The organism is Rathayibacter tanaceti (genome assembly GCF_001634385.1).
Classification (GTDB): domain Bacteria; phylum Actinomycetota; class Actinomycetes; order Actinomycetales; family Microbacteriaceae; genus Rathayibacter; species Rathayibacter tanaceti.
Window position 1 is genome coordinate 1 of record NZ_LIIN01000105.1, and the last position, 10,432, is coordinate 10,432.

Below are 10,432 nucleotides of genomic sequence, written 5' to 3' on the forward strand. Positions count from 1 at the left end.
GTGGCGGGCCGAGCGCGCGACGAGCGCCGAAGACCCGTGGGGCGCAGCCGCACCCGACACGCTCCCACCCGGCATCACCCTGCCCACAGGCGTCGGCCTGACCGGGAGCGGCGGCATCTCGGTCGCGGGCCTGCAATGGCTCGGACACCGCGCCTACGACCCCGCCACCCGGGGCTTCCTGACCGTGGGCCCCCTCGACGCGGTCACCGGTGCAGGCTGGTCCGGGAACCCGTACTCCTGCGCCGGGAATGATCCCCTCCACGCCCTCGACCCGACCGGCCTCCGGCCAGTCACAGACGCGGACCTGCGCGCCTACCGCGACGGGAACAACGGCGCATTCGCCGCCGCAGGCCACTGGTGGTCGAACACCTGGGAATACGTCGCCGCCGGCGCCATGGTCGTCGCGGGCGTCGCCTTGATGTTCACCGGAGTCGGCACCCTCGCCGGAATGGCTCTCGTCGGAGCCGCGTCCGGAGCCTTCCTGGCCGGCGGCATCTCCGTCGCAACCCAGAAAGCCACGACCGGCGAACGCGCCCGATTCGGCGCTCGCCAATTTGTCGTGCACCGTCCAGACCCGGACCGGTCTGCGGGTCTCGCGGAGACGATCAGGGTGATCGAGTTGACGCAGGATAGTCGCTGGACTTTCCACACCTACGGGGACCCGCTGCCGTTCGAGGAGGTCTCCGCCTATACGAACCGTCGTATCGCGGACCGCTTCACTCCCGAGATGCTCGCCGACTACTGCGCCACCTACGGCCTACATCCTTTCGATGACGACTTCTTCCCAGGCCCCTCCTACATCCTCGAACAAGTACACAAGGCGAAGCAGATAGCCGAACCCGAGACGTTCGCGCAAGCGCAAGCCCGCTTAGGCATCGTCCCCCGCGGCAACGACCAGGAAGAGAGCACACCATGACAGACACCACACCGCGGCCTCCGGAGGACGAGGGCGTCACCGACCGCGACCTTCTCCACGCCACCCTCCCCCTGGCCATCACCGAAGCGTCCCCGCACTACCCCACCGCCACCCTCACCGGCCCCGACTGGCGCCTGGATCTCGACTGCGACTGGGCCCTCACCACTCCCGCGGGACGCGTCACCGGCGAACACCCCCGCGACGCGTTCACGACAGCGTTCGCGAGCCTCACGGGACGGACCATCGTCCGCATCGACTGCGAAGCCGACGCCTACGACCCCATCCTTACCCTCGACGACGGCTCCACCCTCGAAATCCTCGGCGGGAAAGACAACGACCCCTGGCACTGGAGCATCGGCGACACCGTCGACCTCGAAGGCCCCGACACCGACACCCACAACGACTTCCTCGCCGGCAACTGGAACTACCTCCCCGACAACTGAAGCAGAACGGGTCCATCACCGCCGGCCGCGACTCTCTCGAGCCGCTCCTCCTCTCCCAGGCTTCTGCGGAACTCTCGGTCCGCGGCGATGACATCGGTGCGCATCAGGGAGTCCCGACCACGCGGCAGGGCTCGGCGGGCAGGAGCGTTCACGCAGAAGTCGAACCGGTGTGCCGTCGGGGCCGATGGACGCGGTGGAGAGCGACACGCGCGCCAGAACGCGGGAGTCGAGAGTTCTCCGCCGTCAGAGCCGGCGCTCGCGCTCGATGCTGACGATCGCGCGCCGGAGCGCCTCCGAGCTGACCGGCTTCGTGAGACGCGCAGCAACCTCCGTCTCGACGCCCGACGGCACGCGACCCGCTCGAGGATCCCCGTCACGAGGACGAACGGCGGAGGATCCGCGAGCCCGTCGAGGGAAGCGAGGATGTCGATGCCGGTCCCCGAGGAGAGCCGGTAGTCGGACACGATCAGGTCGAACACTCCGCCCGCGAGCGCCGCGAGCGCCTCCGGGACGTCCTCCACCTCCTCCACGACCCACTCCGAGCGCCGCAGCAGACGGCTCAGGACGAGTCGCGAGACGATGTCGTCGTCGACGACGAGAGCGCGTCCCGGGGTCACGGCGCCTCCTCCCGGTCGACCATCGTGAACAGGTCCTCGAACCGTGTCAGCCGGAAGATGCGCAGCGCGTCCTCCGCGACGGGCCGGACCAGAACGAGCGAGGCCCCGGTCAGCGCGCGATCGCGTCGAGCGCGGGCCAGGACCGCGAGCCCTGCACTGTCGAGGAACGTGACGGCGTTGAGATCGATCACCAGGTGCGGCGCCGCAGCCGCAGGGCCCTGCAGCACCGCCTCGCGGACTCGCGGCGCCTCCGCGACGTCGAAGCGGCCGGCGAGGGTGACCCTGACCGGTGCGCCCGGTGCGGTCTCGATCGTGATGCCCAGTCCGTCAGGCACGATCGCGTCCCAGGTCGAAGGTCAGGGTCAGCTCGTTGCCCGCCGCGGTGCGGCGGTGAGAGAGCCCGTCCACGAGCGAGCGGATGATCTTCACGCCGAAGCCGCGCTCCTGCAGGGCACCCAGGGCGGGGAGCGGCACGCGTGCGAGATCGAAGTCGGCGCCCGCGTCGGTGACGCGTACCGTCAGCCGGTCGTCCTCGAGCACGAGGTCGAGGTCGATCACCGCGCCGGAAGGCAGACCGGCGTGGTCGATGACGTTGATGCACGCCTCGTGGACGGCCAGTTCGGCGCGCGCCAGGAGCGACGCGGCGACCGCCGGATCCAGCCGCTGGGCCGCCTCGCGCAGCCAGTCGCCCACCGACCGGACGGCGAGGACGCGGGGCTCCAGCTGCAGCCGCGAGCGGACGAGCACGTTCACGAGCGCCCCTCCGCACCGGCGAGCACCACGAGGGTGGAATCGTCCGACGAGGGGCTCCCCGCGGCGAACTCCGTCACCGTCTCGAACACGACCCGGCCCAGCTCCGCAGGACGTCTGGACACGGCGGGCGGCCACCGCCTCCGCACTCGGCGGCGGGCGCACAGCGCGCCCGGGGCGGTCACGTTCCGCTGACGCGGGCGGTGAGGTCGTCGGCCCAGGCCTTCGCGAGGGCGCGGAACTCGTCGTCGGTGTGCGACGTCGATCCCTCGATCCGGCTCTCGTCGAGGGCGAGGAAGGCGGTGCGGACGTCGGCGACGGCGGGGTCCGTGGTCGTGAACCAGTGCGCCGCGGCGGCCGAGGCCTTCTCGGCGCTGCCGCCGAAGCGGGCGTCGAGGAACCGCCGGTACCTCGTGCGGTACCCGTCGGCGTAGTAGCTGCGCAGCGCTGACGCGACCGGAGTCGCGCCCCCGGCCGTCAGCAGACCGAGCACGCAGCCGTCGACGTCGGCCTGATGGGCACCGGCGTCGAAGCTCCCGCGTCGGCCGATCGCCGCCCGGCCGAAGTCGTACGGATCAGGGCGCTCGCCCGAGTTCCGTGCACGCGTGTACTCCACGAGTGTCCGGGTGAGATCGCCCGCCCAGCCCAGGAAGTCGCCGACGGTCGAGGTGCCCGGATCCGTCGGCACTCCGGAGCATCGGGCACCGGTCATCGCGGCGGCGAGGCGGTCGACGGGCATCAGCGTGGACACCTCGGGGCCGATGGTGTGGAACACGCGCTCGTGCTTCTCGCCCTCGACCGCCGAGAGGAATTCCCGGTTCACGGGGCCCGCGGCCCGCTCCCAGACCCCGTCCGCGTAGCGGGGCGAGCGGAGGAACTGGAGCATCAGATCGTCGGGGCCGACTCCACCGGCGGACGGCGCGAAGGCCGCGGCTCTGCCGGAGAGCCAGTCCGCGTAGTCGGGGAACGTCTGCGCCGGATCGAACGCGTCAGCTCCCGAGTCGCGGCCGGACGCGATGTTCTTGTCGATGTTCATCGCATCGGTGCCCGAGCCGATCACGTATTCTTTCACCTGATCGAACGCCCATCCCTGCGGCAGCGGGAAGCCCAGATTGCCGCTGTAACCGGTCGACATCCCGCTCACGAAGCACAGGCTCGCGAGCCCCTTCTCTCGCACGATCCGACAGGTGTTGCGCGCGGCGTAGATCCCCACCGCATAGCGGCTGCCGACACTCGCGAGGCCGTCCTTCACTCCCTGGAAGTGCGGCACGACGGCGCTGTTCACCTCTGTCTCGAGAGCGTCGAAATCGACCGCGAAGTAGATCGTCGCCCCGGCCCGGAAGCCGTAGCCGCGGGCTGCGGCGTGCGCTTTCTGCGCGGCCGCGAATCCGCGGGCGTACGAGAAGCCGTCGACGGCGTCGCCCCCCTCCTGGAAGATCGGGAAGACGCGTAGTCCGGCTCCGGTGATGGCCGCCAACTCGCCCGGCTGGATCTTCTTGTCGTTGTAGTCCGCGACCGGAGTGTTCGTGAGGTAGCGCCCGATCACCCTGTAGCCGTTGTCCGTGAGGAGCCGGGCGCGGGCCGGGGTGACGTGATCGGTGCTGCAGTCGGCTGCGGTCGCGCCCTGCTCCGCGCTCCGCTCGGGGTCGCCCGAGCTCACCAGGAGCGAGCACCACGTCGCGTAGTCGGCGTTCCCCGAGGCGGGCAGCGCCGCGAACCCCTGGAACGACCGGACTGCGGCGACCACGGCGGGGCTGTACGAACCGTCGTAGGGGCCGTCGGTGTAGTAGCCGTTGGCGACCAGCCCCGCCTGGAGGAGGTGGATGAGGTATCCGGTGGAGTCGACGGTGCCCGGCGTCGTGGTGGGCGCGGCGTCCTTCAGCTTCGACCGGGTCATCGGCCCGACATCGCCCGTGGCCACTCCGTCGGCGATCCCCAGCTCGAACTGGAGGGCGAAGACGAGTCCCTGCTGGACGCCCCGCGAGAACAGACCGTCGGAGGGGAGGACGAAGAAGTCAGCGCGATCGATGTAGCGCTTGTTCAGCGACTGCTGGATCGTGCGGATCAGTGCCGTGCCGCCGGAGCCCAGGACGTAGGAGTCCATCGTGAGCAGGCTCTTCATCATCTTGGGAGTGACGTCCGCGGCCGCCGCGAACCCCATGTCGGTGCGCAACCGCGCTATCGCCGACGAGGTCTTCTGGTCGAGCGTCTTCCAGGTCGTCCCACCCCAGTAGCCCTTGCACCACAGGGCGCACTGGAGGAGCGCGACGACGTTCTTGTTCGGCGTCGCATTCGTGATCGAGGGGTACGCGGCGGTGAGCGCCGACAGTGTCCCGGGACCGAAGCTGTCCGAGTGCTCGGACAGGCCGAGCTCGATCTGCAGCGCTCGGGTGAGCGCGAACATCGTGCTCCAGCCGCTCGTGCCGGTCTCGGGCGCCGGGGAATAGCCGGCGACCCCCTTATAGGTCGAATTGACCCACTGCTGCGACTTCAGGACCCATTCGTCCGCCATTGCTCTCCCTCTCAGACCGTTCCCGCAGTGACGCCGCCGACCTGTGGCGAGCCGGAGCCCGTGAGATCGGTCAGGTCGGACATTCCCGTCGCCCGCGCCCCGTCCGGCCCCGAGAAGGAGGCCGAGGCGTAGACGATGCTGGACACAGCGGGCACGGGATCCGGCGACGACGCCGAGACGGCCACGTCGATCGACGCCCCCGCCTCGACGGCCCGGTTGAGCGTGACGCTGAGCGTCCGGCGCTGATCGGTCGCCGCCTCGGCGACATCGAGGGCGGAGGAGTCCCACGGAACGCGGACGGCGGGCCGCCCGCTGGCCGCGTCGACCTGCAGCTGCGCCGGGACCGGGGTGACGCCCGTCACGCTGCACGCGGCGACCATCCGCGCGTCGAGATCGAGGGTGAGGACGGAGCCGGCGGGGATGGCGGCGGGGCCGACACTCGTGCAGCGGATCGAGCGCGGGTAGCGGTAGGAACTCCCCGGGATCGCGGTGTCTCCGATGGAGGCCCAGGTAGCGGCCAGCTCGACGCCCCAGGCCGGGGCGCCCGCCGGCGACTCCGCGGCCGCCCACTCGACGCTCGCGAGCTCTGCACCCGCCTCGTCGAGGATCGTCACCTGGATCGGCAGCGGAGCATCGATGTTCTCGGCCGGGTACGCGACCCGGACCGTGAGCGGCACTCCCACGCACAGCAGGGGCGCGGAGTCACCGTCGGAGAGGTCGGGCACCGCGTACGAGACGGTCGACTGCGCGGGCGGCCGCTGCTCCGAGACGTCGGTGGGGCAGAACTCGTAGTGGTCGCCGTGCGCGACGACGGCCCCGTCTGCGGCCGCGAAGAGCCTGCTGTCGTAGCGGACGACGACACGGATCGCTCCCGGCCGACTGAGCCGCACGTGCTCGGACAGCGAGTACGCGACGGACCTGCGGACCGAGAAGTCCGCGCTCGGGAACTGGAGGGTCGTGACCTCGCCGGGCTCGATCGTCGCCGCGAGAGCGGGCGGAGCCGAGGCGGAGGCCGGATCAGGAGCGGTCCCCGCCAGGATCACCGGCGCACTGCCGATGGCCGTGATGAGGAGTTGTCGTCGGCTGAACAGCATCAGGGGACGGGCCCTCTCGGGTTGCTCCGCCTCCTCGTCCAGGACATGCGTGGAGCGCGGATGTCACAGACGATAGGTCCCGAAACGATGACAGAGGTGGGAGGAGACCCCATGGACGTTCAGAATCCGCCGGTGCACCCGCGGAGAAAGGCCGCACCGGGGAGCAGCGGATCGACTCCGCCGGTGCCCGGCGCAGATCCTGCGACATAATTCGCCTATGAGCAAGAAGATCGACGCTGCGCATCGCGCGCTGACAGAGGCCCTCGACAAGCACGCCCGACTCGTCTCGGACAAGTCGTCCAAGCCGCGCAAGGTCGAACGTGCGGGAGCCGAGCTGCGCGCGGCGACGAAGGCGTACGCCGCGCTCGTCTCGGCCCGCACCGGCACAGCGAGCCCCTTCGCCGACATCGCCGACCCGCGCCTCGACAAGCCGACGATCGCGTCGCTCCGGGCCGAACGCGACGCCATCGCCACTCGGATCGCGGGGCACGAGGCCGCCTCCGGCGACGACGGACCGCTCGCGAGCTGACCACCCAGCGGCCTTCCGAGTCGCCGTGTTACGCGCGCGTTTCGCGCGCCTCCCACCACCTTCGTACGGTGGGATCCGGGATCCGCGCTGTCGCGGCGTCACGCGATCGGAGGCCGGTCGCAGCGCCGGCGGTGACCAAGCACCGCGGCGGACGCGGCACCGCTCGGATCCTCCCCACGGAAGGATCCCCACCAGCATGTCCCTGCGCACTCGACTCCTCGCGACCTCCGCGATCGCCGCCTCAGCGGCCCTCCTCCTCGCCGGCTGCGCCGGAGCGGGCGGAGGCGACGACACCGTCCGCATCGGCGTGGTCGGCGCCAGCGACCCCTACTGGGCCACCTACGAGAAGGCCGCCGCCGACGCCGGTATCGACGTCGAGATCGTCGACTTCACCGACTACAACCAGCCCAACCCCGCGCTGACCGAGGGGGAGATCGACCTCAACCAGTTCCAGCACATCGCCTACCTGGCGCAGTACAACACCTCGGCCGACGCCGACCTCGTGCCGATCGGCACGACCGCGATCTACCCGCTCGGCCTGTACTCCGAGAAGTACGACGACGTCGCCGACATCCCGGACGGCTCGACCATCGCGATCCCGAACGATCAGACCAACCAGGCGCGCGCCCTGCTGGTGCTCCAGTCGGCCGGTCTCGTCGAGCTGAAGGACGGCGGAGGCGTGCTCTCGGACGTGGACGACGTCGAGTCCACCTCGAAGGTCAAGGTCACCGCTCTGGAGGCCTCGCTCACCCCGACCTCGCTCCCCGACGTCGCGGCGGCGATCATCAACAACGACTTCATCGAGAACGCGGGCCTGAAGGCCGAGGACGCGATCGCGCAGGACGACCCCAACGATCCGTCCGCCCTGCTCTACGCGAACATCTTCGCGGCGCGGTCGGCCGACGCCGACAACGAGACCTACGCGAAGCTCGTCTCGATCTACCAGGACAGCCAGGACGTGCTCGACGGAGTCTCGGAGCAGTCCGGCGGCACCGCCGTGTTCCTGAAGACCCCGGCCTCCGAGCTCACGACCTCGCTCGAGGCCGCGGAGAAGGACCTCGGCGCGGGCTCCTGAACTGCCTCCCCCTCCCGCCGCAGCCCGGAGGCGCCGGTCCGGCCGTGACCCCTCACCGGGTGCCCGGCCGGATCGGCGCCTCCCGTGACACCGACAGAAAGGGCGCCCCGTGCCGCTCATCCGACTCACCGACGTGCGCAAGGTGTACCCGGCTCCCACCCGCGCAGCGGAGCCGGCGGCCGCGGTCGACGGCGTCAGCCTCGAGATCGAAGCGGGCGACGTCTACGGCGTGATCGGATACTCCGGAGCGGGCAAGAGCACCCTCGCGCGCCTGATCAACGCCCTCGAACCGGCCACGAGCGGCAGCATCGAGATCGACGGCCGCGAGACCGTCGGGCTCCCCGAGCGGGAGTTGCGCCGCCTCCGCCTGGGCATCGGGATGATCTTCCAGCAGTTCAACCTGTTCGGATCCAAGACGGTGCAGCAGAACGTGGCCTATCCGCTCCAGGTCGCCGGAGTCCCGCGCACCGAGCAGCGCACTCGGGTCGACGAGATGCTGCGCTTCGTGGGCCTCTCGGACAAGGCGCACAGTCACCCGGAGCAGCTCTCCGGTGGGCAGAAGCAGCGCGTCGGCATCGCCCGCGCCCTCGCGGCCTCCCCGCGCATCCTCCTCGCCGACGAGGCCACCAGCGCCCTCGACCCCGACACCACGGGCGAGGTGCTGGCCCTGCTCCGACGGATCAACGAGGAGCTGGGCGTCACCATCGTCGTGATCACGCACGAGATGGACGTGGTGCAGCAGCTCGCGACGAAGGTCGCGGTGATGGAGTCGGGACGCATCGTCGAGCGCGGCCCGGTCTTCGACGTGTTCTCGGCGCCGCGCGAGCCGGTCACCCGCCGCTTCGTGTCGACGGTGGTCCGCTCGGTGCCCTCGCCTGCGGAGGCGTCGGTGCTGCGCGCGCGCCACCGGGGCCGGCTGGTCACGCTCTCGTTCTCGGACGGCTCCGCCTCGCAGGGCGACGTCTTCACCGAGATCGCGGCGGCCGGCGTGCCGCTCGAACTCGTCTACGGAGGCATCACGGACGTCCGCGGGCGCGCCTTCGGGCATCTCACGGTCGCCCTCGACGCCTCCGACGACGTCGTCGACCCTCTCCTCGCCCGCCTCGGCGCCCGCGTCGCCCTCACGGAGGTCCCCCGGTGAACGAGCTGATCCCGCTCCTGCCCAAGCTCGCCGAAGCCACGGGCGAGACCCTCTACATCGTGGCGCTCAGCCTCCTGTTCGGCGGCCTCGGCGGCCTGCTGATCGGGCTGGGCCTCGCGCTGACCCGCGGCGGGGCGCTCTACGCGAACCGCGTGGTCTACGGGCTGCTCAACGTGATCGTGAACATCTTCCGGCCGATCCCGTTCATCATCTTCATCGCCGCCGCGCAGCCGCTGGCCCGGCTCGTGGTCGGCTCCGGGATCGGCACCGACGCGATCGTCTTCACCCTCTCGCTCGGCGCGGCGTTCGGCATCGGCCGGATCGTCGAGCAGAACCTGCTGACCGTGCAGCCCGGAGTGATCGAAGCCGCCCGCTCTGTCGGAGCGAGCCGCTTCCGCATCGTGCGGACCGTCCTGCTGCCCGAGGCGCTCGGGCCGCTGATCCTCGGCTACACGTTCGTGGTCGTGTCCGTCATCGACATGTCGGCGGTGGCCGGCGCGATCGGCGCGGGCGGGCTCGGCAACTTCGCGATCCAGTACGGCTACCGGCAGTTCGAGCCGGTGGTGACCTGGGCCGCGGTGCTCGTGATCATCGTGATCGTGCAGCTCGTACAGCTGCTCGGGAACGTCCTGGCGCGCCGCGTCCTGCGGCGCTGAGCGACGACGCCTCGCTCTCGATCTCCCTCGCGCACCGATCGCCTGCCTGCCGTTCACGGGTGGCGTCGACACGGGCGCTACCGGCCGGGCGGGCCCACGGAGGAGCCCATTCGAGGGCTGCACCCGTCAGAACGTGACGCGCCCGGTCGTCAACCTGGCGGGAGTGGGCGCGGATCGGGTGCAGGCCGTCGATCCCTGAACGCGCCCGCTCGGGCGGCCCGATGGGAGCCGTGCCGAGGGCGACGCTGCGCTCCGGCGTCTCCGGTGGACCGGGTCCTGCCTGCGGGTGCTGGCCGGACGATGCCGTGCGGCCGGGTGCCCCTGTGCAGGCATCGCGGCCGCCGGCCGCTCCGAGCGGATGCAGGACGCCCTCCGGCTCGTGACGAGCCGCCTCGTGCCTGCCTGTCCCCCTGAACCGAAGCACGCGGCACTGGCCTGACGCGAGCCTGCGCACTGTCCGCGCTCACGTCGAGCCCGCGCGCGTCGATTCCGCGAGCATCTGCCCGGACACGTCGAGTCCGGACACGTCGAGTCCGGACACGTCGTGCGCCCACACGGGGACGCCGCGCACGTCGTGCCCGCGGCGTCCCCGACGGCGGCCCGCGTACTCCGCCCTCGCGTGCCGGACGGGCGGAGTGCAGCGGGGGCTCAGTAGCGCGGCTTGCGCTCCGGGCGCTCGGAGGAGCGGCTCGGGCCGCC

Annotated in this window: 13 protein-coding genes; 6 read left to right on the top strand and 7 right to left on the bottom strand. The window is 71.0% G+C overall.

Features of this window, described 5'->3' with window-relative positions; translation table 11 throughout:
- A partial coding sequence (locus tag ACH61_RS17475) for an RHS repeat-associated core domain-containing protein (protein WP_201787607.1) occupies nucleotides 1–916 on the top strand: 916 nt, incomplete at its 5' end.
- Complete coding sequence (locus tag ACH61_RS11820) at nucleotides 913–1,359, top strand: hypothetical protein (protein WP_068212285.1); 447 nt, start codon at nucleotides 913–915, stop codon at nucleotides 1,357–1,359. The genes ACH61_RS17475 and ACH61_RS11820, both read left to right, overlap by 4 nt.
- Here the strand turns inward: ACH61_RS11820 and ACH61_RS11825 are convergent.
- The 6 genes from ACH61_RS11825 to ACH61_RS11845 are packed head-to-tail and all read right to left on the bottom strand — an operon-like array spanning nucleotide 1,341 to nucleotide 6,332.
- A complete protein-coding gene (locus ACH61_RS11825; RefSeq protein ID WP_068212287.1) occupies nucleotides 1,341–1,976 on the bottom strand; it encodes a response regulator in 636 nt (211 codons plus the stop codon). The two genes, ACH61_RS11820 and ACH61_RS11825, sit on opposite strands and share 19 nt — an antisense overlap.
- Nucleotides 1,973–2,311, bottom strand: a complete 339-nt coding sequence (locus ACH61_RS11830; RefSeq protein ID WP_068212289.1) for an STAS domain-containing protein — start codon at nucleotides 2,309–2,311, stop codon at nucleotides 1,973–1,975. Before ACH61_RS11830 ends, ACH61_RS11825 begins: the two co-directional genes overlap by 4 nt.
- Nucleotides 2,304–2,729, bottom strand: a complete 426-nt coding sequence (locus ACH61_RS11835; RefSeq protein WP_068212296.1) for an ATP-binding protein — start codon at nucleotides 2,727–2,729, stop codon at nucleotides 2,304–2,306. The genes ACH61_RS11830 and ACH61_RS11835 overlap by 8 nt, the downstream gene beginning before the upstream one ends.
- Nucleotides 2,726–2,851 carry a hypothetical protein gene (locus tag ACH61_RS18865; RefSeq protein WP_269085077.1) on the bottom strand — a complete coding sequence of 42 codons (126 nt, stop codon included), beginning with the start codon at nucleotides 2,849–2,851 and terminating at the stop codon, nucleotides 2,726–2,728. Before ACH61_RS18865 ends, ACH61_RS11835 begins: the two co-directional genes overlap by 4 nt.
- Nucleotides 2,852–2,907: 56 nt before the next feature.
- Nucleotides 2,908–5,238, bottom strand: coding sequence for a glycoside hydrolase domain-containing protein (locus ACH61_RS11840; RefSeq protein ID WP_068212297.1), 2,331 nt, complete (start codon nucleotides 5,236–5,238; stop codon nucleotides 2,908–2,910).
- Between the two features lie 11 nt (nucleotides 5,239–5,249).
- Complete coding sequence (locus tag ACH61_RS11845; protein WP_068212299.1) at nucleotides 5,250–6,332, bottom strand: hypothetical protein; 1,083 nt, start codon at nucleotides 6,330–6,332, stop codon at nucleotides 5,250–5,252.
- 217 nt (nucleotides 6,333–6,549) lie between these two features.
- On the opposite strand from ACH61_RS11845, the gene ACH61_RS11850 reads away from it, so the two are divergent.
- From ACH61_RS11850 to ACH61_RS11865, 4 genes are all read left to right on the top strand, one after another.
- Nucleotides 6,550–6,861, top strand: coding sequence for a hypothetical protein (locus ACH61_RS11850; protein WP_068212301.1), 312 nt, complete (start codon nucleotides 6,550–6,552; stop codon nucleotides 6,859–6,861).
- A 196-nt stretch (nucleotides 6,862–7,057) separates the two neighbouring features.
- Nucleotides 7,058–7,936: a MetQ/NlpA family ABC transporter substrate-binding protein gene (locus tag ACH61_RS11855; RefSeq protein WP_068212303.1), complete on the top strand. Its 879-nt coding sequence runs from the start codon at nucleotides 7,058–7,060 to the stop codon at nucleotides 7,934–7,936.
- A 109-nt stretch (nucleotides 7,937–8,045) separates the two neighbouring features.
- A complete protein-coding gene (locus ACH61_RS11860; protein ID WP_068212305.1) occupies nucleotides 8,046–9,077 on the top strand; it encodes a methionine ABC transporter ATP-binding protein in 1,032 nt (343 codons plus the stop codon).
- On the top strand, nucleotides 9,074–9,733 hold the full coding sequence (locus ACH61_RS11865) for a methionine ABC transporter permease (protein ID WP_068212306.1): 660 nt from the start codon (nucleotides 9,074–9,076) through the stop codon (nucleotides 9,731–9,733). Before ACH61_RS11860 ends, ACH61_RS11865 begins: the two co-directional genes overlap by 4 nt.
- A 463-nt stretch (nucleotides 9,734–10,196) precedes the next feature.
- Here the strand turns inward: ACH61_RS11865 and ACH61_RS18480 are convergent.
- On the bottom strand, nucleotides 10,197–10,432 hold a 236-nt coding region (locus tag ACH61_RS18480), incomplete at its 5' end, for a hypothetical protein (protein WP_236713663.1).